The sequence below is a fragment of the Spirulina sp. CCY15215 genome (genome assembly GCF_016888125.1).
GTDB lineage: Bacteria > Cyanobacteriota > Cyanobacteriia > Cyanobacteriales > Spirulinaceae > CCY15215.
The window spans coordinates 1-22,525 of record NZ_JACSWA010000367.1 but is presented as its reverse complement, the minus strand read 5'-3'; the positions used below and the strand labels follow the sequence as shown (position 1 = coordinate 22,525).

Below are 22,525 nucleotides of genomic sequence, written 5' to 3'. Positions count from 1 at the left end.
AAGACGAACCGGGGCGACTTAAACAACCCGCGCCGCTAACTAGCGATTCGTCCTGTCGGACTGAATCGTAGGATGCGCGGCGCATTTTTCCTCAAAAAGGCGATCGCCAGACTGTTCGAGGGTTTGGAAACCAAACCCTTACGGGGTAGTTGTTCGTTGTGCGATCGCTTTTCGAGGGAATAAACCTAGAAATGTTTGGAAACACTATTTTTTTCTGAATTTGTTAAAGTGAAGATCGAAATTCCTTTCGTATGGAGACTCGATAAGAATGATGAAAAAAGTGGGAACTCATTTAGTTGTAGATGCTTGGCAAGCGCCAGAAGAATATCTCAACGATCCCGAGCGGATTCGCCGTGCTTTGCTAGAAGCAATCGATTCTGGAGAAGCAACCCTTATTGATTTATGCGTTCATCAGTTTAGTCCTCACGGTGTTACGGCAACTGCAACTTTAGCAGAATCCCATATTGCGATTCATACTTGGCCTGAATACGGTTATTTTGCAGCAGATTTCTTCTTTTGTGGTAGTGGCAAACCTAAACAAGCGATGAAAGTTCTGCAAACTGTCTTACAAGCACAGAAAATTGAAATGCACGAAATCGATCGCGGTTTTCCCGAAAGAGCTTTGCGATCTAAAATTCAACCCATTCAAGAAATCTGGGAACGAGAAATTGTAGAGGCATAAACGCGATCGCGCCAACAGCAAATATTCTGTTAACTTATTCTGTTAACTTTACGTTAATTTTTTCAAGTTTGGCAGTTAACAATTTTACAAGGGGAGAGAAAAAATTCCTACTTTATAGGCACTCACTCATTTGCCGTATAATGTATGCTCCCCTTATCTTGTAATATTGCTAGATAATATTGCTATTCTAGACTCAATTTTTCCATCTTATCTATTATTATTATTATTATTGCCCTTATTTTTCGATTTTCGTCCCATCGGAGATTGTTACCCGAATTGAGTATAATAGAACTATTCTAAATTGGAGGAAGAACCACAATTTACACACCCCCTTTAGCTCGCCTGATCGAGCAACTGCAAAAACTCCCTGGAGTCGGTCCAAAAACCGCTCAAAGACTTGCCCTACATATCCTGAAGCGTCCGGAAGATGACGTGCAAGCACTGGCACAGGCTCTCATTGATGCTAAAAAACAAGTCGGGTTTTGTCGAATCTGCTTTCATTTATCCGCCGAACCCGTTTGCTCCATCTGTAGCGATCGCAACCGGGATAAAGCCATAATTTGCGTAGTCGCTGACTCTCGCGATGTCATCGCCCTGGAGAAAACGCGAGAATATCATGGGGCGTATCATGTTTTGGGAGGAGTTATTTCCCCGATGGACGGTGTAGGACCCGACTTACTCAATATTCAACCGTTAATCCGGCGAGCCAGTCAAACAGAAGTACAAGAAACGATCTTAGCAATTAGTCCCAGTATCGAAGGGGAAACAACAACTCTCTATATTGCCCAACTTTTAAAACCTTTCGTGAAAGTAACTCAAATTGCCTTTGGGCTACCGATGGGAGGAGACCTAGAATATGCCGACGAAGTAACCTTGGCGCGGGCTTTGGAAGGACGGCGAGAATTACTGTAATCGGTAATCGGTAATTAGTTATTTTAGAGAATATAAACAGTGAAAATATCTTTATTGAACCGATTTACAGGAGGGCTATTGGGAAGCGCGATCGCAGCAGAAGAACCCCATATTTTCCCTATATTTGCACCTTGGGAAAAGATTCAAAACTGCGCGATCGCAACCCTCCTGCAAACAGGAAAATTAGCAACCCAGGACTGGTTAAAACAGATCGAAAAACAAGATATATGCCTATTAGAACAGCAGAAAACCGGAACGAGTAGCGAAGTTGCAGCCATGATTTTACCCTTAATTCTCTTTTTTCACGACCTTCCCAGCCACCTTAAAGCCGAACTAACCCGCACTGCGTCCCTCTGGCTGCATCCAGAAGAATCCTTAGAAGCAATATTACTTTGGGGAGAAGCGATCGCCCTCATGCTCAGAGAACAAGTTAACACTTCTCAATTGTTGCCTCATCTGGCTACTCATCACCCCCCTTGTGCAGACATTTTAAACCTCATGCAAGAATCTAGCGAGCGCAGATTGAGCTTAAAGCAAACCGTAAATATGTTCAGCGATCGCCCAGCTTCTCAAAGGGAAATTGCCCTCGCTTTATACTGCTTTAGTTTTACCCCAGAAGATTTGCCCCTGTGCCTGCATCGCGCTCTAAAATTAACCCAGCAAGCTCCTCTAACCGCAATTCTGACCGGGGCGATCGCCGGAGTCTACAATAGTAGCCTTGGTTTTCCCCCCTCTTGGTGTTTGTCAGCTTCTCATCAGCAAACATTACAACAAGGACAATTATTATTTTCCGCTTGGTCTGGCTGTTATTCTCCCGATCGCAGCGATCGCCTAGCCCATCATGCCATCGGTGCAGCCGGAACCCTACAACCGCGAAAAGGGTTTGCTACCATTAGTCAGCGCGAATCTACTTCTCATTCCCTGTAAATAAAATTCCAGCGCCTTAATTTCCCTGAAGATATGTAAACTTTTCCCTTAAGATTCCTCGCAAAATATTCGATGGGCAACTAGAATTTCTACAACTCTCACTCACTCACACCATGAATACATTCCAATCCTTAACCCAACGCTTTCTCGCCTGGCGCAGTCGTGCTAAACGCAGTCGTTCTTCCCCTCAAAGGGGAGAAATTGATACAGTAACGAGACAGAAAACCGTGCGAAGAGAAGCCCGCCAAGCCATTCCTCAACCCGTGATGCTGGTTTTTGCCATAGTTTCCCTCACCAGCGCGATCGGTTATCGTTTCTATAATCAACCTCGCCTTAAAGAAGGCACGATCGCACCGAAAACAATTTGGGCAACTCGCAATGCCACCGTTACGGATAAAGAGTTAACAGAAGAACACCGGAAAGCCGCGCAAACAGGCTTAGTTAAAGTTCTCACAATCGATAAAACCATTAGCCAACAAATTCGCAGCGACTTGGATACTTTTTTAGCAGAAGTGGAAGAGATGCGAAACATGGCAGGTCCCCTTCCCTTTGTAGAAGATCGCCTTTTATCTTTACCAACTCAACGCTATCTCCGCAATAGCAGCCCAGAAGAATGGCAAGGGTTAGCAGATTCTTTACAAAAATCTTTTCAAATTAGCGTTTTTCCCCTACAACCCCAAGATAAAGAATCAGAAAAATTAAGATTAAGAGACAATAATTTAAGCGAAGGTAGCGAGGCAGCGACCCCTTCAGAAACCGTAATCCCCGATCCCATTCCTTCCCCTAAAAACAATAGCAGCGAACTACCTGCTAACAACAACTTGGCATATCAACAGGCTCTCACTGAATTAACAGCCTACGGTGGTCAAGAGGGGGGACAAGCCTTGGGAATTCTGCTCGATCGCATTTATGTCATTCGCGAAGGTTACACTCGGGCAAGGAAAGAATTTGCCAACCCAGAAGGGACAAAGAGTTTGGAAAATTACCAACGGACTCTTCTGGATCTGCGGGATGAAACTTGGGATCGCACTAAAAACGGTATCATCACCTCCTTAGACCGCATTCTGACCCAAGGAATTGTAGCGGGGATGCCCGAAAGCCTACAAAAAAACGCTGTTTCCAGACAATTGCGATCGCAAATTCCCGCCCTGACTGCTCCTCTGGCTACGGAACTGATTACGGGGATATTAAAACCCAATTTAGTTGAAGATACCGAAGAAACCAAACGCCTCGCCGAACAAGCCGCAGAAGAGGTCGATCCCGTTATCTATAAAGTGAGCAAGGGAGAAAACATCGTTAAAGCTGGGGAAGAAATCGATCGCCGTGCTTTTGTGATTTTGGATGATTTTAAGGAAAGTCGTCGGGGTGTTGACTGGCAGGGGCTAATTATAACAGGGATGATGGTAACGGGATCTATTACCTTATTTATTTTCGTCAAACGCCGCGCCAATGTGAGATTACGCTGCCGCGATCGCATTCTTCTCTGCCTGTTAAGTATTAGTACCCCTTTGCTAATGGATATCGGGCAGAACAATTTAGCCGCAATTGGACTCTTAACCAGTAGTTTCTATCACCCGGCTCTGGCTGTTACTCAAGTGATTTTGCTGACAGGATTATCCGCCTTTAGTGCCATTGCTGGGGGAAGTGCGGCGATCATCCCTTGGGAAATGTTTCTGGCGGGGGCTGGCGGGGCGCTTTTAACCTCGGTGGTAGCCGGACGGTTGCGCTCTCGGGAAGAACTGGCTTTACTGGGGGGCGGGGTAGGATTGATACAAGGGGTTGTTTACTTCAGCATCACTCTCATGGGCAGTGCGACGGCGGCGGCTATTTGGTCTGTGGTCCTGCCCCAAGCGGCGCTATTTGGTGTTTCTGGCTTGGCTTGGTGTATCGTTGCTTTGGGAGTTTCTCCCTATTTGGAACGAGTTTTCGATCTAGTTACTCCCATTCGCCTAGCGGAATTATCCAATCCTAACCGCCCGCTTCTCAAGCGTCTGACTATGGAAGCGCCTGGCACGTTTCAACATACTCTTTTTGTGGCTTCCCTGGCGGAAGCGGCGGCTCGGGAGTTACATTGCAATGTAGAACTGGTACGTGCGGGGACTCTATACCACGATATCGGCAAAATGCACGATCCTTTGGGATTTATTGAAAACCAAATGGGGGGACCGAATAAACACGATGCTATTAATGACCCGTGGAAGAGTGCGGAAATTATTAAAAAGCACGTGACTCAAGGGCTGGTGATGGCGCGTAAATACAATTTACCCCAAGCCATTCGCAATTTTATTCCTGAGCATCAGGGAACCATTTTGATTTCCTATTTTTATTTTCAAGCCAAACAGCGATCGCAGGCTGAGGGAATTGAACTCAATGATGCTGACTTTCGCTATGATGGTCCCATTCCTCAATCTCGAGAAACTGGGATCGTAATGCTGGCCGATGCTTGCGAAGCAGCCTTGCGATCGATGAAAGATACGACTCCGGAAATGGCACTGAATACTGTTAAGAAAATTTTCCGAGCGCGATGGCAAGATGAGCAACTGGTAGAATCTGGTTTAAAGTTAGAAGAACTTCGCACAATTGGTGAGGTTTTTGTGCGAGTTTGGCAACAATCCAACCATCAGCGTATTGTTTATCCTAAAGGTGCGCTGGATCTGAAAGCGACTTCTCGGGCGAGTGTTAAATCTAGTTAATTAAAAGTAGCACGATCGCTGGGTGGATTGAAGACAATTGCCAGCGATCGCGCCGCATCTGGGAACATTTGCCGGGCGATCGCCATCATCTTTAGATTAATACCCAAACCCCATCCCCCCCTAACTATGAGACTTTCTCCTCTTTTCCTATCCGGTTTGCTCTTAATTTCGCCGCAAATGGTTTTAGAAGCGCGATCGCAAACTTCTGGCGATCGCTTTCTTCTCGCCCAATCTTTAACCTGCGACAATTATAGCCCTGAAGCCGCTCGCCAGGAACTCATTTTAATGAGCGCCATTGACCAAGCGGAAAGAGAGCGATCGCAAAACGGTTTTGGCTTGTCCAATATGAAGGATATGATTGGTTTAATCTCTCGCTTCATGCCCGAGGGGGGTCGCGATATCGAAAAAATTACGGGTATTCTCGAACAGTTTATCAGCTTTACTGGGGCGGATATTCCCCAAGGAAGTTCCGATAATAATATGGTTGAATTAGTGGAAACCATCGGCGATCGCGTTTTTTCCATTATTAGCCGTTCTTCAAGCAATATGGAACCCACAGAAATGCTAGGAATGCTAATGGAAATCGCTTCAGAAGTGCAAACTATTCGCGCCCGTCAGCCTCAATCTTCTGGACAAGAAATTGCCAGTTTAAATCGCGAATTAGCAACATTAAGAAGTCAATGTAGAGAGGGTATTAATTCAGCATCTTCTTTTCCTTCTCCTACTTCTCCTCAATCTTCTCCTCCTCCTCAATCTTCTCCTTCTCGCCCTCCTGTCACTGTAGCCGCCAATAATCCCTTTATGACCACTTGTGAAGGACAAGGGGGAACGATTTCCACCTATTACGAAGGGGAAAGAACTTCCGCAGAAAGTAGCGAATTACAATACAGTAAAATGGTTGAGTGTATCCCTGGACAAGATTCCTTAAAGGTCGAAATATTACAATCTGCTTGCAGTGAATCTAATGGGACTTGGATCGAACCGCGATCGATTCCTTTATGTCGCTTTTAACAACAGCAATAGAGTGGAAAATCCCCACTCTATTGCATTATTTCATTCATGGGATCTCAAGACAAGGTTTCAGGATCGATACCGAGTTGTATCAGGCGATCGCGTAATTGTTGATTTTTCTGTCGTTCCTCTTCTATAGTTGTTTCAGCACGATCGGCACGCTGTTTTTCGAGTTCCTTTTCCAATTGTGCGCGATCGCGTTCATTTTCAGCAAGAATAGCTCGTTGTTTTTGGAGATCGCGTTGTTCGACAACTCCAACATAATCAACAAAAGGCTCTCCATCGGGACGAAATAAAACCAAATCCTCCTCAAGAGTAGTAAACCTTATCCCTAAAAGCGGACTTGTCCATCCTTCCATTTGAGAAATTTCTTTTAACTTCTTTCCTTTTCTCAACCATCCTTGTAAGCGATTCTTTTTCGGATTATAAAGGTAATACTCCTCAATTCCATGCTCTTGATAAAACTTGAACTTGGTCTCCATATCTTTCTTCCTATTCCCCGGAGAAAGGATTTCAAACGCCACTTGTGGAGCAATATTATCTTCTTTCCATTGCAGATAAGAACCGCGATCGCCTTTGGGTCGTCCGAAAACAACCATCACATCGGGAGCTTGTCTTTGGGGTTCTTCTTGTTCGATAATTTCCTGTTGGGTTAACTTCACCGGATACCAAAACAAATCCGCAGCAATGAAAACATCATTTCGATCCTTAAAGAGAGCATCGAGACCGCCTTTAATGGTAAAAATTAAACGTAATTGAATCGTATTATCAGCCAAGGGTTTACCGTCGCTATCGGGATAAAGAAATTCGTCATCGATGGTGAGAGGAGAAAGTTGTTGTACCATGACCTCAAAAAAAGAAAGAGTCAATACGTTTGACCCCATTATAAAGAATGAAAGGGCGCAGCTTGTTCTACAAACGCAATAATTGACGGGAGGATTTTGGGGGAAGAGATAAATTCAGGCGATCGTGAAAATCCTTTTGTACTTTGTAGGTTAAACGGGGTGAAATTTGTCGCACGATTTGAGAGAGGAGGCGATCGCCAGTAGTTTGCAGTAAATTGCGCGGTAATTTATAAATAAAGGGTGGAAATTGAATCTTCACGAATAAATGTAGTTGCCATTCCACCTTGGTGATGCGATCGATCCCGCTTGTATTCCAGTTCACCTCTTGCCCGGAAACTTCCTCTAAGGTTAAAGAAGAAGTGTAATTAATTTCATAACCCAAGGGAGTATAGTCGGGGACTTCAAGACTGTGCATCACGTACAATCCATCTTGAGGAGGCAATAAAACTACCGCCATTTTGGGTTCGACTTCGTAACCAAAAGATTTAAACTTTCCTACGGTCAAAATATAGCCATTTTCCCCAAAAGGTTCTGCTGTCATGGGTTGAGCGCAACGACAAAACCAGCCCTCATGAGCGTCCAAATAATCGGCAACAGTCTGCATATCGGCAGCCATCCCCATCAAGCCGCGAAAATGGGTTTCAAAGCAAAAAGGCTGTTGAGAAGAGGTTTCCGGTTCTTCTGAGGCGATTTCCCCTGGCATAACAAAAGCCTCTCCTTCTAAACACGATTCTTCTAAAGTCAGTTCTGGCGATCGCGGCTCAAGAGTGTCCTCGACGGACATTTCAACGGCTGAGGTAAGGCGATCGCTATATTGAGATTGCTGCATGAGACACCCTTGGTGGACAATAGAAAACTAAGTGTAGAGTTTTTTCTTTTCCCAACTTAACTCATTATTCCCAACTCGCCAGGGTCATTTAATACAGTATTAATTTTAGGAGGCAGGATTTTGAAAGCATTTGTTGCTGGAGCTACCGGACGGACAGGCAAACGTATTGTACAAGTTTTGACAGAGCAGGAAATTCCCGTGGTGGCTTTAGTTCGAGATCGAGCCAAAGCCAAGGAAATTTTGCCTGCAAATGTGGAATTGGTGGTGGGAGATTTGGCCAATGGCGATCGCCTTGCTGAGGCGATGCAAGGGTGTAGCGCGGTCTTATCTGCGGCTGGAGCTATGCCTTCCTTGGATTTTACCGAACCGTTTCGGGTGGACTACTGGGGAACAAATAATTTAATCGATGCCGCTAAAATTGCCGAAATCGAGCATTTCGTGCTTGTATCTTCCCTCTGTGTTTCCCAATTTTTTCATCCTTTGAATTTATTTTGGTTGGTGTTGTACTGGAAAAGTCAAGCAGAAAAAGACCTTCAGAAGAGTGGCTTAACCTATACCGTTATCCGTCCTGGTGGTTTGCTTGATACGGACAATGAGGAGGCGATCGTGGCAGCTAAGGCAGATACTTTATCCGGTGGTAGAATTCCTCGGTTAAAGGTAGCACAAGTGTCTGTTGCTGCTCTTTTTGAACCAGCTTCCCACAACAAGATCGTTGAAATTGTTGCCGAACCTGATGCACAGCCTCAAGACTGGAAACAACTTTTTCTCAATGTTTAATGGGCGATCGATTTTCATGTTCAAATCATTTTTAAAATCTTTTGGTGCGGTTTCTCTAACCATTGGTAGCGCGATCGCGCTACTATTTTTGGTTTCTATTTTCCAATCACAATCCGATCTCAGCAAGAAAATTCCCCTCTCTTACGGTCTGGAAGGAACTCAACCCCTCGTTATGCAGGGAGGCGATCCCTATATTCGTGCTTTGATGCGAACTATTACCGCCAGCGAAGCGAACGACCCCGAACCTTATAGTATTATCTATGGCGGCCAGCGCGTCACGGATTTGAGTCAGCATCCAGAATGGTGCGTCCCCATTGTTACGGGGCCAAATCAAGGGAATTGTACAACGGCAGCCGGTCGCTATCAGTTTATTAATACTACTTGGTACGAAAAAGCAGAACGCTATCATCCCAAATCTTCGGGTTTATTGTGGTGGAAAACCTATAGTTTTGAGCCTCAATATCAAGATGCTGTTGTTTATGAATGGTTGAAAGATTCTCAAGCATGGAATGCAAACATTTCTCAGATGTTGCAAGAGGGAAAAATAAAAGATGTTCTCCGCTTGCTTTCGGGAACTTGGACGAGTTTGGGCTATGGTATTGAAACCAATTCTATGAGCGATCGCTTACCGAAAATTTATGAAAATATGTTGAAAGAAGAGTTGGAAAAGAGAGGAGAAAACGTTAAAATAACGAGTTAAAAACAGATGAATATTTTTGAGAATGAAACCTGTCAATTAATTAATGGCAATACTGAAGAAGCGATCGCGCATTATGTACTCGATTCTTCTATTGATCTGATCTTTGTCGATCCACCTTATAATATTGGTAAAAAATTTGCTAACTTTCACGATAAATGGCCAAGCGATCGAGATTATGCAAAGTGGTGTTATCAATGGATTGATCTTTGTATCAAAAAACTCAAGCCAACCGGTTCAATGTATTTTATGACCAGTACGCAGGCAATGCCCTATTTGGATATATATATACGAGAAAAATTGACGATTTTAGCTCGTATTGTCTGGTCATACGATAGTTCTGGCGTACAAGCACAAAATTATTATGGATCGCGATGGGAACCTATTTTATTTTGTGTTAAAGATAAAAAAAACTATACATTTAATGCTGAAGATATTCTGGTAGAGGCCAAAACTGGAGCCCGGCGCAAGCTCATTGATTATAGAGGCAAAAAGCCAAAACCTTACAATACAAAAAAAGTCCCCGGCAATGTTTGGAATTTTCATCGAGTGCGCTATCGTATGGATGAGTATGAAAATCATCCAACACAAAAACCAGAAGCATTAATGGAGAGAATAATTAAAGCCAGTTCCAATGAAGGAGATATGATTCTCGATCCTTTTGCAGGTACTTTTACAACCTGTGCAGTTGCTCAACGTTTAGGTCGAAAGTGTATTGGTATTGAGCTTCAGGAAGATTACTTTAAAATTGGTTTGCGTCGATTGAACATTGCAGATGAATTTAAGGGTGAAAAACTCAAACCATTAGATAAAACATATATCAGAAAAAATGGGTTAAACAAAAAGAAAAGCGGAGTCATTGTAGAGCATGGAACATGAATTTACAAAAGTAATCAAAAATATCTTAAGAAAAAATTTTGGTAACATTGCAGATGAAATATTTGACAAAAGTTATCTAATACGCTACTTAAATTACAAAACAAAATCCGCAAGTCGAGGAAGTAAATCTAGAGGATCTTTTGCAAATCACTACGCAGTTTATGTACTTATTGAGAATTATATTACAAATGGCTTTGCCGAAGATGTGGAATCATATTCAGAATATGATGGGGCAATATATACAGAGCTATTGACTAGAATGAGGGAACTTCCTTTTGGTCAAAAGCTTCAGAACCATGCACTTAATGGTAGAATGAATGATGAATTTAGGAAGTTTTTTCCAGATGTTCAATATCAACCAATCATACGAGATTTGAAAACAAAAAGATATTGGATTAATGAAAATCTTTTAAAAATCATAGTAAATGAAGAAGAATACAATATTTCCTCTGTTACTATTGAAATAATTGATGCTTATATTGAAGCAAAAAGATCGGCTTTTGATCGCTTTATCAGCTATGTATCTAAACTTGCTGAAATATCAGAACAAGATACTGAAAAAGCAATAAATTTTATCAAGCAACAAATACAACCCAACGTTGATGCAAGAGTGTTTGAAATAGTTAGTTATGCCATATTAAAAGCATATTATGAGGATACGATCCTATATTGGGGTTGGAAACCAGAAGAATTAAATGAACAATCACTTACTCTTTACAAAACTGGTCGTACTAATGCAAATGATGGTGGTATAGATTTTGTAATGAGACCGTTGGGAAGATTCTTCCAAGTAACAGAAACTTTGAATTTTAAAAAATATTTCTTAGATATTGATAAAATTCAACGTTATCCGATCACTTTTGTAATCAAAACAGAAATGAAAGAAATCCAAATTTATGAACAATTACAATCAAATGCAAATTCTGTCTATGGGATTAGAGCAATAGTGCAGAGATACATGGATTCAATAGAAGAAGTCATAAACATTCCCAAACTAACAGAAATTTTTACCGAACAAGTCAATCAAGGAAAAGTTAAAGAAATCATGGAAGAAATTATCCTTCAAAGTAAAATAGAGTTCAACTATGAATAAATACACAAAAAAGATAAGAAAGAAATAAGTTTATCGCAAGAAGAAATTGAAGAACTTTAATTTGCCCTCATAAGGAGGATATCGTAATGGTAAATCTAGCAAAAAAGAACGGTTGAGAACACTTTTTTGATGAGAAAATGTGTCAAACCCTATTTTACCATGATATGCTCCCATGCCGCTATTTCCTACACCACCAAAAGGAAGATTTGCTGAAGTAATTTGCATCAGAGTATCATTAATACAAACATTCCCGGATGATGTGGCTGTTAAAACTCGTTCTTGAGTTGTTTTATTATGGGTAAATAAGTAGAGAGAAAGAGGTTTAGGGCGTGCGTTAATTTCTGCGATCGCATCTTCTAAATTCTCATACTCTAACATAGGTAAAATTGGTCCAAAAATCTCTTCTTCCATAATGCGATCGCGCCAGGTTACTCCATTCATTACCGTGGGTGCAATATAACGAGTTTCTGGGTTATTCTCTCCTCCAATAATAACTTTTTTAGGGTCGATTAAACTCAATAGGCGCTGAAAATGAAAGTCATTAATAATTCTCGCATAATCGGGACTTATTTCTGGATTATTGCCATAGAATTGCTTGATTTTTGCTTTGATTTTATCGATAAATGCTGCTTTAATACTGTGATGAATTAAAACATAATCGGGAGCAATACAAGTTTGTCCACAATTGATAAATTTTCCCCACGCAACTCGTTTTGCGACTTTCTCCACATCGATATCTGGTTCAATAATACAAGGACTTTTTCCACCTAATTCTAATGTTACTGGGGTTAAATATTTTGCTGCTGCTTCCATGACAATTTTAGCGACTCTTGCACCACCAGTAAAGAAAATGTGATCGAATTGATGAGTAAGTAAATCTTGCACAATTTCTTTTCCACCTTCAACAACAGTAATATATTCAGGAGAAAATACTTTGCGAATCAAATTGGCGATCGCAACAGAAGAATGAGGGGCAATTTCTGAGGGCTTGACAATGGCGCAATTTCCGGCAGCTATTGCCGCAATTAAGGGGGCGATCGCTAGTTGAATGGGATAATTCCATGCACCGATAATCAGTATAATTCCTAATGGTTCAGCAATGATTTTTGCTGAGGCTGGGAGTTGAAAAAGATCGGCAGTAACTTGCTTAGATTTTGTCCAAGATTTAAGATGTTTTAGGCTATGATTTATTTCTCTAACACAAAACACTAATTCTGTTTCCAATCCTTCAAGATTGGATTTATTAAAATCCTTCTTTAATGCTGCTAAAAGTTCTTCTCTATCTTCAATAATAAAGGATTTAAGGGATTTTAACTGTTCGCGTCGAAAATCAATATTTTTTGTTTTTCCTGTTTGAAAAAACCGACGTTGTTTTTTGAAGATTTCCGTTATTTCTGTTGCGACTAACATGACTTTTTTAAATATTTTTTTAAATTTTAACTATTAAGAATTGAAAGAGGAAAGCGATCGCAGTGAGGCGATCGTGCGAGAGTGAAATCGCCAAGTTAGAGAAAGAGCATTAGCAAATAAGCCTAATACTAAACCCCACCAAAAGCCAACACTTCCCCATTGTAAAACAATCCCGAAAAAATATCCACTTCCCAAACCGATCGCCCAATAAGAAATAATACCAAGCAACAAAGTAATTTGCGTATCTTTAATTCCTCTTAATGCCCCTGCTGCGGTAATTTGGATGCCATCAACGATCTGAAAAATAGCGGCAATACCCAAAAGTGTAACCGCTAATTGTAGAGTTTCTCGATTGGCAGCATTATTGACATTCAAATAAATAGACACAATTTGTTCTGGAAATATCCAGAGGATAAATGCCATAAAACTCATGAAAGTTGCCGAGATTGAAATACCTACATATCCTGCCCGTTTAATACCTTGAAAATCCTTTTTACCCAACATTTGTCCTACCCGCATAGTCGTTGCGTAGGAAATTCCCATGCAAACTGTAAAAGTAATCATTCCCGTCCGTAAGGCAATTTGATGGGCAGCAAGGGGAATACTTCCTAATAATCCCATCAGGTAAGTTGTCATCGCAAATAAACTCGTCTCAACAAAGAAAATAGCCATGATGGGAAAACCAATTGTAACGAGTCTTCTGAAAATAGAACTATGCCAATGCAGCCCATATTTAAACAACTGAAATTTACGAAAATCGGCATTAAGGATAATAAAACTCAAAACCGCGATCGCCTTCACCCAAAATGCAAAAGTACTCGCCCAACCTAATCCCGCTAATCCTAATGCAGGAAAGCCCCATTTTCCAAAAGCTAAAAGATAATTACCGATCGCATTCAGGGAAATGCCTGCAATCATAGTTATCATAATAATACATGGGCGATTGAGGGCAGAAACAAGATTTTTTAAAAAGGCAAAAGCAAAGGCCGCAGGAAGTCCCCAAACGATCGCTTGTAAATAACTTTCGGCTAACAGAATATTAACTTCTTCTTGTCCCAAAAAGCGAAAAATTGTCGCAAAATTCCAGACAAGAATCATAATCGGAAGAGATAGCCCGATGGTCAACCAAATGCCCCCCGAGGCAATGCGTTGTAATTGTTGGCGATCGCCGCTACCATAGGCGATCGCCCCTAATGCCCCCACCGCAGAAAGTAGCCCCGTCCCGATGATAATTAAAGACTGAAAAGTAATATCTGCCAAGCCCCCCGCCGCTAAATTTTGACTACCTAACCATCCCATCATCACCGTATCAATAAAGCCGATCGCCGCTTCTGAGAGTTGTGCTGCAGCCAAGGGAATTGCCAAACCCAAACAAGCCTTAGTTTCCGCAAACCACTGCTGGGAAGAAGAATTCATAAAAAATTAAGATATTGATATTAAAAGCGATCGCTATAGTAGTCGAAAATTTCGTCCGTGTTACCGATACGGGAAATTGTACCATTTTCCATACAGCCGATGCGATCGCATATTTCTCGCATTTCTCCTTCTGTATGAGAAACTAGGATGATTGTTGCGCCACTTTGACAAATTTTGTCCATTCTCTCTTTACATTTCTTTTTGAATCCTGCATCCCCAACACTTAAGGCTTCATCAATAATCAAAATCTCGGCTTTTTCTGACTCTAAAACTGCTGTGGTAACTGCAAATCCCAAACGCGCCAACATTCCCGAAGAATAGCGTTTAACTTCCATATCAATTGCTTCTCCCAGTTCAGAAAATTCGATAATTTCGCGGGTCAAATAGCGAATATCAGATTTACTTAAACCCATTAATGTGCCGCATAAGCCAATATTTTCTCGTCCTGATAATTCGAGTTCTAAGCCTACTCCCAACCCTAATAAAGGGGCAACTCTACCATACACTTTGATTTGTCCGCGATCGGGTCTAATAATTCCAGCTAGGACACGCAGTAAGGTTGTTTTTCCTGCGCCATTAATCCCGACAATCCCAAATTTTTCTCCTTTATAAATATCTAGATTAATGCCTTTGAGAACTTGTTTTTGCTCAAAAAGTTTTTGTTTTCCCAAGGAAAGAAAGTATTTTTTGAGGGAGTTAATGCCGTATTTTTGAATAAAGAAATTAACGTAAACATTTCTCAGTTCTATAATTGTTTCTCTCATATTCTAGTTTAAATCGATGAAATAAAATATCGTTCTAGTTTCCTAAAAACATTGTATCCGAGAAAGAATGAGAATAATGCGATCGCGCTAATTTTTAGCCACAATTCCAGAGAAGGAATGCGATTCCAGTATAAAACCTCGCGAATGGCGATCGCATAGTGGTATAAAGGATTAAGCTGCACGATGCCTGCGTATTCGGGAGGAATCAAGGAAGATGGGTAGGCGATCGGGGTGAAATAGAGTAAGGCAGGAAGAATACTATTCCAAAGTATACCAACATCGCTAAAATAAACGTTTAACGAGGTTAAAACTAAAGACAATCCTAATATAAAAAGAGCAAAGAGAACAGTAACGGGAAAGATAAACAAGAGATGATAGGTAAATTTTCCTCCCAGTAATACAAACAGAAGAGCGAAGGGAATTAAAGACATGATAAAGTTAAATGCAGAAGCAAGTGCCGTTGCAGCCGGATAGACAATAGAAGGGATTGCGATGGATTTTAATAAGCGTGCAGAAGCGGTAACAGAGATTAAAATTTGCGCTGTTGTTGTGGAGAAAAAGTTCCAATAAATGATTCCCGTTAAAACAAAAAGGGGATAGTTTTCCAGTTCGGGAAAGGCTTTCTTAAAAACGAGAATAAAGATAGTCAAAAAAATCAAAGGACTTAACAAACTCCAAAAGAAACCTAACAAAGATTTCTTGTAGCGAATTTTGATATCCTTCCAAGCTAGAGCCAGTAAAACGTTAATCGTGTAGGAATAGCGTTGCAGAAAATTGGATAAAATACGAGAATGTCTCATGCAATGTTTAAAAAAATTGTAAAAGATTAATTTTAGTTCAATATCTGTTAAAATGGCGATCGCCTAAATCTTATAACGATACAAATGCTTGCTATTTTATTAGTCTTTTCCCTCTTTGTTTTCTGGTTATTCGTTGGCTACGCCATTATAAACCTTCTCAATCCCAAAAACAATAGTTTCCAAAATACACTCCTTGCACCAGTTATTGGCATGAGTGTAACACTATTGTTAGTGTTTTGGGGAAATCGCTTAGGGATTCCAGTTAAGTTCTTAGGCATCCCGATTACTATTACTTTATTCTGTTCTAGTATTTTAATTTATTATATTCAAAAAATTGAATTTCCTTGGAAAAAATATTTTCCTTTTGTTGGTATTTTTTTGTTTTCTACTTTTTTAACAGGAAGTCCTTTTCTTGAGTTTGGCTTTAATTGGATTAGTTATGCTAATCCAGATATGACGAGTTATTATACCATATCAGCTAAATATTTTTCTAATCATTCCTATTTTGACCTTTTTTCCTCTAATTTCTTAACTGAAAATGCAAATAACTTATACTTGGGTGTTGCCTCTTTCGTAAGACAAGGACATCGAGTGGGTAGCGATCTATTACTAGCTTGGATTTCTAGTGTTACAGGATTACCTGTTTATGCTGTCTTTATGCCTCTAATTTTAGTTTTCCATTTGGTATTGATTAGCACAACTGGAGCATTAATTTATACGTGTACAGGTTGGCTAGAGGCAACTTTTTGGACTTGTTTAATGATGAGTGTATCTGCTCTTGTCAGTTTAGGTACATTTTATCAGTTATTCGCTCAGATGAGTGGTTTAGGATTTTTGATTGGGTCTATTATTTTGTTATTCGATCGCGTCAAATCTGGCGATCGCAATTCGTTGTTAAAGTATGGAATATTAGCAGGATTACCTATTGCTAGTCTATTGATAACCTATTCAGAAGTTTCCATTTTTTTAGGAACTGGTTTCTTTGCATTTATGCTAATCACTTGGATTAAAAAGAGAAAATATTTCAAATTACAGATCGTACAAACTCTAGCGATCGCCAGCATCACCCTTCTTTTTCTTAATACCTATTTAGCAGACTTGATTAGATTTATTATTTTTATTCTCAATTACATTCAAGGAGATGGTTTTGCGGATAAAATTTTTCCCTATTTTTTAATTCCTAGTGGTTTGGCAAATCTTTGGGGAATACAACATCTTGCTAAATTACCTTCAGAACCTTGGTTATCTTTTGGTATTTTTTTAGGAGCAATACTTTTAGTTACAATGATTTTTGCGATCGCTTTCAAATTACCTAAAACTCAACCTATTATTTTATTTACTGGAATTATGTTGAGTTTAGGATTTTACTTATTTATTGCAAAAAAAGGATTTACTTTATTTAAACTGGGAATGTTTATCCAGCCGTTTTTACTAGGGAGTTTTGTCCTATTTTGTTTAACTTTAATTCCTTCTCGTGTTATGCGATTATTGCCTTTAATGGTTCTGGGGATTTTGAATTTATCAACTCAACTTAGTTATCTAGAAGATAGTCGAGGATTTTCGACTGTTTTAGTTGAAATCTATCAAGGTTCTTCCTCTGGTGTTTATTCAGAAGCTAAGGTTTTTATGGATGCCCATAAAAATGATCCAATATTGATACATACAAATTCTCGAGCTTTGCTTGGGGTTTTAGGATTTTATAAACAAGATAAAACCATTCATTTTTTAAATATTAATAGAGTTTTTGAAGAAGAATTTAACAAAGAAAATTCCCAAAATAAATATTTATTTGATTTGCACGAGACGTTTAAAAAGAAAAAATATAATCTTTTTTTTAAAGAAAACTTGAATTTGGAAAATCAGTTATTTCAAGAAAAAAATACAATTTTAGTGACTACAAATCACAAAGAAACATTGAATTTTCAATATTTTACTAATGATCTGAGTTTAGATTTTGATGACGACTTTGTTCCTTTACCATTAAAGAACGTAAAAAATTATTTACTTTTTCTGAGTTCCCAACTTGGCCCGCGTTTTTATCCTTCGCAACCCGATTATTTTTTCCGTAATTCTACTTCCGAAATGCTGCGCGATCGCAAAATGGTTCCACTTGGACAACATTTTCTCTTTCAAGTCATTCATCCCTCTCCCAATGCAAGACTCATGCTAGACATGACCACCAGTTTGCAAGGAGATGGTAAAAATCAACTTCCTCCCGCAGCAGCGATCGGGACAAAACGAGAGTTACTCCCCTTAACAGGTCGAGGATCGGCTCGGGTTATTTCTCCTCCTCTGACTCCCCAAACTATTGCAGGAGGACAGTATATTAGCTTAGATATGGGAAGAGAAGGAGAATTTTTTACTCAATCTCAAAGACAGGGTTTGATGAATTTATATGGTCGAGAAGTGCGACGCGATCCGAGAAAATTGGTCGGTTTTGGCCGTAATATTTCTCTCATTTCCCCAGAAGAATATGCTAACTTACAGCCTCCCTCCTCTTTGAGTTCTTTTCCCGACGATCTCGCCAATTCTGCCTTAGAATATTCAGGAATGTATGAGGATAGCTGGCTGTCTGAATCGGTCTATTTTACATTAACTCCAAAAGCCGAACAATCTCAGCTTAAAATTCAAGGAATGCTCCCTCAAATTGACGATCCGAACTTTACCACAGAGTTAACAGTTTTGGTGAATGAAAAACCGATTGCGACTCGGGTTGTATCCTTGGGGGAGTTTGAGTTAGAGATTCCTTTAAGTTTAAAATTGGAAAAACAGAAAATTCAATTACAATTTTCTCAATATCAAAAACTTCCCGATCCGGACAATCGACCTGTCACTATTTTGTTAAAATTTGTTGGTTTTACTAGACCATAATCTCACAACGTGCTAGTTGATAATCCTTCCTCTTCACACTCATTATGACACATCTTGCCTATATTATTGCCGCCCATCATCAACCCAAGCAATTAGGGCGCATGATTCGTGCTTTATATCATCGCGATGATTATTTTTTTATACATATTAATGCAAAATCAAACCTTCATTTATTTAAACAATCTGTTGAAAAAGCTGACAATATAATCTTTCTTTCTCAACGCAAAAAGGTCTATTGGGGAGGGTCTAGTTTGCTCCGAGTTATATTACATTTAATGCAAACCGTTCGACAATACTCAGTTCAAGATTCAGTCAACTTCAGCTACTGTATTTATCTGAGTGGTAATGATTACCCCATTAAACCTTTGACTGCAATTCGCCAAAAACTGAGCGTAGCAGATAAAGAATGGATTAGAGTTGACGGTAATCTCGTCCCGCAAACAAACGCTTTTTTAGATGATGGTTCTTACGAACATATTGCCTATCGCTATTTTTTTGATAATCCACTTTTTAACCCGAGATCCTCCTTGCCTCATAAGTTGCGACTTCGATTACAGTCGGTACATCAATTCTTAACCATGCGAGTGATGGGTTCGCGATCGTATATACGAGATTTTGTCCCTTACAAAGGTAGTTCGTGGTGGGCATTAACTCTAGATTGTATTAATTATCTTCTCGATTTTATCAAGCAAAATCAAAATATTCTCCGCTTCCATAACCAAGTTTTAGTTCCAGAAGAAATTTTGTTTCACTCAATTCTTAAACAATCTCCCTTTGCTGAGAAAATTCTCATGGATTGTACGATTTCGCCTTGTACTAATGTTGTCGAAAATGGCAGCCATTTTATTGATTGGCGACCAGAAAACTACCGCTACGAATGCCATCTTGTACTAGATATGACCTATCGGGAGGAATTACTGGCATCGGATTGTTTGTTTGCCCGTAAATTTGACGAACACTTATCATTCGATCTACTCGATCTCATCGATCGGGAAATTTTAGCAAAACCCTAGATTTATTCAAATATGTCAAGCCTCAAAAAAAAGCGAAATAAGCGTGAAAACTTTGTCTATATTATTAGCATTAACATTGTTGTTTTAGTGGCAATCTTAATGATAATAAATCTTGTCAGTTCTTTGGGCATCTCCCTTGCCATGTCCATATATCCCGGAAAAGAAACCTTTTATCCGTTTCACTGGCCCGAGCTTCCTTTCCGACACCGCGATCGCGATTACATACAACAACTTGAAACAGAAACCAATGAAATCAATTTTAAATTCATACAATTTTATCCTTTTATCGGTTTTACTTGGCCAAAACATGAAGGCAAATATGTAAATACTAATCAACAGGGAGAGAGGATCGTTGTTCCTACATCTTCTCAAGAGAAAAATAAAGGCGTTATCCGATTTTTTGGTGGCTCAACCATGTGGGGAATGGGAGCAGAAGATAAAGAAACTATTCCCTCATTAATCAAACAAAATTTTCCTGACTATCTAGTTTTTAATCACGGTCAATTGGCTTATACAAGTCGTCAGAGCCTTGCGAAATTAATCAATCTTGCCAATCAATCTTACTCCTTAGACTATGTTGTATTTTTAGATGGTGTCAACGATCCGATGATTTCCTGTTATGATGTATTTAAACCCAATGAAAAGTTAGTTAATATTTATGGTTTTAGTCAACAATTCGGGCAAATCGTAGAGCAATATCAGCAATATAATCAAGATATTTTTGGAGCTTTCAAACAAACTCTCTATGGTTCGACGTTAAAATTGCTCAATCTTCTCAAACGCCGTAACCAAAACCTGTGGGATAGTTCCAGAGATTTATCTCCTCTATGTTTGCAGGATCCTAATTATGCGGATAAGGTCGCTAATGCTATGATTCAAAACTGGAAAATAGCTCGCGATATTGTAACATCTCGAGGAGGAAACTTTATCGTTCTTCTTCAACCAATGCGCTTTGTTGGAAATTATCGTTTTAACCAATCGTCTCCAGGAGAGTCTTATTATGAAACGTTCAAACTTATGTATTTCTTATTTCAAAAAAAGCTCGAACAAGAAAACTTATTTTGGGTTTACGATCTAACTCATATATTCGATAGTGTAGAAAGTCATGTCTATCTTGATTATGCTCATTTATCAGGCGAGGGTAATAAAATAGTGGCAAAACGCATTTCTGAAATTTTGACTCCGATTTTATCTTCAGATCAAAGACCAGAAAAATGAAAATATAGCGTCGATTTTTACTTTTAAAAACCTTTCTTGATTCCCAGTTCTAAGGTTTTATAAATATAAGCGATCGCCGCTTCTGATATCCCAGGATAAACCCCTAACCAAAAGGTATTATTCATCACTAGATCGGTCACTTTCAATTCAGAAATGATTCTATACTTAACATTTTGGTAAGCGGGTTGTTTGACAATATTTCCCGCAAATAATAAACGAGTGCCGATTTTATGCTCTTCCAAGAAGGTGACAAGTTGTTCTCGGTTTAAAGTTGAAGATTCTTTGATTGTGAGGGGAAATCCGAACCAGCTAGGTTCTGAAGAAATTGTGGTTTTGGGGAGATAGAAAAGATGGTTTAAGCTGCTAGTTTTATCTTGAAAAGACCGAAAGTTTGCTTTGCGATTCTCGATAAAGTCAGCCAATTTATCTAATTGAGCGCAACCCACAGCTGCTTGCATATCTGTCATTTTAAAATTGTATCCAATATGAGAATATGTATATTTATGATCGTAACCATCGGGTAGATTGCCAAATTGCCAAGCAAAGCGTTTTTGACAACTATTATCTTTTCCGGGAGGACACCAACAATCTCTTCCCCAATCCCGAAAAGACTCGATAATTTTTTTGAGATGGCTATCATTGGTTAAAACTGCTCCTCCCTCCCCCATTGTGATATGATGAGCGGGGTAAAAGCTGAATGTAGAAATATGACCAAAAGTTCCGGTTTTTTTCCCTTCATATAAACTGCCCAAGGCATCACAATTATCTTCTATAACCCAGAGATTATGTTCTCGAGCAAATTTGAGTATTTTCTTAAGATCGAAGGGATTTCCAAGGGTATGAGCTAACATAATAGCTTTCGTTCTGGGGGATAATGCCTCTTCTAAATAAGACGTATCGATGTTATAAGTTGATATTTTGATGTCCAAAAAGACGGGAATCAGTTGGTTTTGTACAATCGGATTAACTGTTGTGGGAAAACCCGCAGCAACGGTAATTACCTCATCACCGGGTACAAGACGGCGATCGCCAAGTTGAGGGGAAGTTAAGGCTGATAATGCCAATAAATTAGCAGATGAGCCGGAATTGACCAGCAAGCAGTGCTTCACTCCTATCCATTCAGCAAACTGTTTGGCAAATTTCTCAGCGTAGCGTCCTGTTGTTAGCCAAAGATCGAGAGATGAATCTAGTAAAGCAAAAAGTTCGCGTTCATCCAAAACTTTGCCAGATGCGGGAATATAGGTTTCACCGGGGATAAATTCTTGCTGCGCGAATTTGAACTGATAATATTTTTCGGCTGCTTTCAAGACATCTAAACGCAATTCGCGTTCTTGATCGGAAAAATTGCTGAAATCGGGAAAAAGATTGCTCACAAAATACTCCAAATAGTTTAATCAAAAATGTATGATTTTAGTTATTATAATCCTTGCTTAAAATAATTGAAAATTTAATTGAATTTAATTGAGAATTGTGGTAATGTAGGGAAACTTTACGAGATTGCGAATATTTGAAACAGTCAGAAACCTCAGCCTAAAGGCATGAGGCTTGAAAGAGAAATCTAACAAGCCGTTCTGACCAGACTAAGTACCCCGCGTACTACGTTATTTTAGTCACGACACCTGGGAATGCGAAGCTAGTTCCCCGCTCTGTCGTTAGCAGTTAAACAATTTTAAGGTCACTGAAATAGT

General features: G+C 39.7%; 19 protein-coding genes. 12 read left to right on the top strand and 7 right to left on the bottom strand.

The window, feature by feature from the left end; all coding sequences use genetic code 11:
* Positions 1-271: 271 nt before the first annotated feature.
* The 5 genes from speD to JUI58_RS10345 all read left to right on the top strand — a co-directional run bounded on the left by speD (position 272) and on the right by JUI58_RS10345 (position 6,225).
* The gene (gene speD / locus JUI58_RS10365) at positions 272-682 is read left to right on the top strand and encodes an adenosylmethionine decarboxylase (protein WP_204103711.1); all 411 of its coding nucleotides are present in this window, start codon (positions 272-274) and stop codon (positions 680-682) included.
* Positions 683-982: 300 nt separating this feature from the next.
* Positions 983-1,594: a recombination mediator RecR gene (gene recR / locus JUI58_RS10360; protein ID WP_348539874.1), complete on the top strand. Its 612-nt coding sequence runs from the start codon at positions 983-985 to the stop codon at positions 1,592-1,594.
* Positions 1,595-1,633: 39 nt separating this feature from the next.
* Complete coding sequence (locus tag JUI58_RS10355; RefSeq protein ID WP_204103707.1) at positions 1,634-2,521, top strand: ADP-ribosylglycohydrolase family protein; 888 nt, start codon at positions 1,634-1,636, stop codon at positions 2,519-2,521.
* A gap of 113 nt (positions 2,522-2,634) precedes the next feature.
* Positions 2,635-5,214 (top strand): HDIG domain-containing metalloprotein, encoded by a 2,580-nt coding sequence (locus JUI58_RS10350; protein ID WP_239121383.1) that lies wholly within the window; start codon positions 2,635-2,637, stop codon positions 5,212-5,214.
* 126 nt (positions 5,215-5,340) lie between these two features.
* A complete protein-coding gene (locus JUI58_RS10345; RefSeq protein WP_204103706.1) occupies positions 5,341-6,225 on the top strand; it encodes a hypothetical protein in 885 nt (294 codons plus the stop codon).
* Between the two features lie 56 nt (positions 6,226-6,281).
* On the opposite strand, the gene JUI58_RS10340 is transcribed toward JUI58_RS10345, so the two are convergent.
* Positions 6,282-7,070 (bottom strand): Uma2 family endonuclease, encoded by a 789-nt coding sequence (locus tag JUI58_RS10340; protein WP_204103705.1) that lies wholly within the window; start codon positions 7,068-7,070, stop codon positions 6,282-6,284.
* A gap of 67 nt (positions 7,071-7,137) precedes the next feature.
* Complete coding sequence (locus JUI58_RS10335) at positions 7,138-7,899, bottom strand: DUF1997 domain-containing protein (RefSeq protein WP_204103704.1); 762 nt, start codon at positions 7,897-7,899, stop codon at positions 7,138-7,140.
* Between the two features lie 120 nt (positions 7,900-8,019).
* Here JUI58_RS10335 and JUI58_RS10330 point away from each other — a divergent pair, with 120 nt between their 5' ends.
* The 4 genes from JUI58_RS10330 to JUI58_RS26615 are packed head-to-tail and all read left to right on the top strand — an operon-like array spanning position 8,020 to position 11,345.
* Entirely contained in the window at positions 8,020-8,676 is a 657-nt protein-coding gene (locus JUI58_RS10330) for an SDR family oxidoreductase (RefSeq protein WP_204103703.1), read from the top strand.
* Between the two features lie 16 nt (positions 8,677-8,692).
* Positions 8,693-9,376 carry a glycoside hydrolase family protein gene (locus JUI58_RS10325; RefSeq protein WP_204103702.1) on the top strand — a complete coding sequence of 228 codons (684 nt, stop codon included), beginning with the start codon at positions 8,693-8,695 and terminating at the stop codon, positions 9,374-9,376.
* A 6-nt stretch (positions 9,377-9,382) separates the two neighbouring features.
* A complete protein-coding gene (gene yhdJ, locus JUI58_RS10320; RefSeq protein ID WP_204103701.1) occupies positions 9,383-10,252 on the top strand; it encodes an adenine-specific DNA-methyltransferase in 870 nt (289 codons plus the stop codon).
* Positions 10,242-11,345 (top strand): hypothetical protein, encoded by a 1,104-nt coding sequence (locus tag JUI58_RS26615; protein WP_239121382.1) that lies wholly within the window; start codon positions 10,242-10,244, stop codon positions 11,343-11,345. Before yhdJ ends, JUI58_RS26615 begins: the two co-directional genes overlap by 11 nt.
* A gap of 30 nt (positions 11,346-11,375) precedes the next feature.
* On the opposite strand, the gene JUI58_RS10310 is transcribed toward JUI58_RS26615, so the two are convergent.
* Genes JUI58_RS10310 through JUI58_RS10295 form a run of 4 tightly spaced genes read right to left on the bottom strand, consistent with a single transcriptional unit; the run spans position 11,376 to position 15,735 of the window.
* On the bottom strand, positions 11,376-12,755 hold the full coding sequence (locus JUI58_RS10310; RefSeq protein WP_204103700.1) for an aldehyde dehydrogenase: 1,380 nt from the start codon (positions 12,753-12,755) through the stop codon (positions 11,376-11,378).
* A gap of 33 nt (positions 12,756-12,788) precedes the next feature.
* A complete protein-coding gene (locus tag JUI58_RS10305) occupies positions 12,789-14,171 on the bottom strand; it encodes an MATE family efflux transporter (protein ID WP_204103699.1) in 1,383 nt (460 codons plus the stop codon).
* 20 nt (positions 14,172-14,191) lie between these two features.
* Entirely contained in the window at positions 14,192-14,935 is a 744-nt protein-coding gene (locus JUI58_RS10300) for an ATP-binding cassette domain-containing protein (protein ID WP_204103698.1), read from the bottom strand.
* 8 nt (positions 14,936-14,943) lie between these two features.
* On the bottom strand, positions 14,944-15,735 hold the full coding sequence (locus JUI58_RS10295) for an ABC transporter permease (RefSeq protein WP_204103697.1): 792 nt from the start codon (positions 15,733-15,735) through the stop codon (positions 14,944-14,946).
* Between the two features lie 84 nt (positions 15,736-15,819).
* On the opposite strand from JUI58_RS10295, the gene JUI58_RS10290 reads away from it, so the two are divergent.
* The 3 genes from JUI58_RS10290 to JUI58_RS10280 are packed head-to-tail and all read left to right on the top strand — an operon-like array spanning position 15,820 to position 20,837.
* Positions 15,820-18,606 carry a hypothetical protein gene (locus JUI58_RS10290; protein WP_204103696.1) on the top strand — a complete coding sequence of 929 codons (2,787 nt, stop codon included), beginning with the start codon at positions 15,820-15,822 and terminating at the stop codon, positions 18,604-18,606.
* A 44-nt stretch (positions 18,607-18,650) separates the two neighbouring features.
* A complete protein-coding gene (locus JUI58_RS10285; protein WP_204103695.1) occupies positions 18,651-19,619 on the top strand; it encodes a beta-1,6-N-acetylglucosaminyltransferase in 969 nt (322 codons plus the stop codon).
* Between the two features lie 12 nt (positions 19,620-19,631).
* Entirely contained in the window at positions 19,632-20,837 is a 1,206-nt protein-coding gene (locus tag JUI58_RS10280) for an SGNH/GDSL hydrolase family protein (RefSeq protein ID WP_204103694.1), read from the top strand.
* 23 nt (positions 20,838-20,860) lie between these two features.
* On the opposite strand, the gene rfbH is transcribed toward JUI58_RS10280, so the two are convergent.
* A complete protein-coding gene (gene rfbH, locus JUI58_RS10275) occupies positions 20,861-22,210 on the bottom strand; it encodes a lipopolysaccharide biosynthesis protein RfbH (protein ID WP_204103693.1) in 1,350 nt (449 codons plus the stop codon).
* Positions 22,211-22,525 lie beyond the last annotated feature (315 nt).